This is a genomic window from Christiangramia aquimixticola (assembly GCF_048285835.1).
Taxonomy (GTDB): domain Bacteria; phylum Bacteroidota; class Bacteroidia; order Flavobacteriales; family Flavobacteriaceae; genus Christiangramia; species Christiangramia aquimixticola.
Window position 1 is genome coordinate 1 of record NZ_JBLVTL010000315.1, and the last position, 282, is coordinate 282.

General features: G+C 51.1%; 1 protein-coding gene. It reads right to left on the reverse strand.

All coding sequences use genetic code 11. From position 1 onward, the window contains the following. Positions 1 to 282, reverse strand: a 282-nt coding sequence (locus ACNKXV_RS14630; RefSeq protein ID WP_417908430.1) for an alpha/beta hydrolase family protein, incomplete at both ends; no start/stop codon positions are given.

The following is a 282-nucleotide window of genomic DNA, read 5'->3' on the forward strand; positions in this document are numbered from 1 at the left end:
TGTACCCCAGCGGATTCCGCCGTAGGCTGAAGTCATATTGACTACCGGAGCACCAGCTCCTGCTGCTTTAAACATATTGGTTCGTGTGATCAAGTACGCGACCTGATAGCCTCCCCAGCTTTGGCCTTGGATAGCCATATTTTCGGTATCCACTCCGCCTTTCGCAATTACGGCCTGCACACCCGGGATTATGCAGTCATAGGCACTTGGTCCCGGAAGGCCAAGATCATACTTGATGTCCGGCACGAAAACCAGGTAATCATTGCTTACGAAATAGGGAAT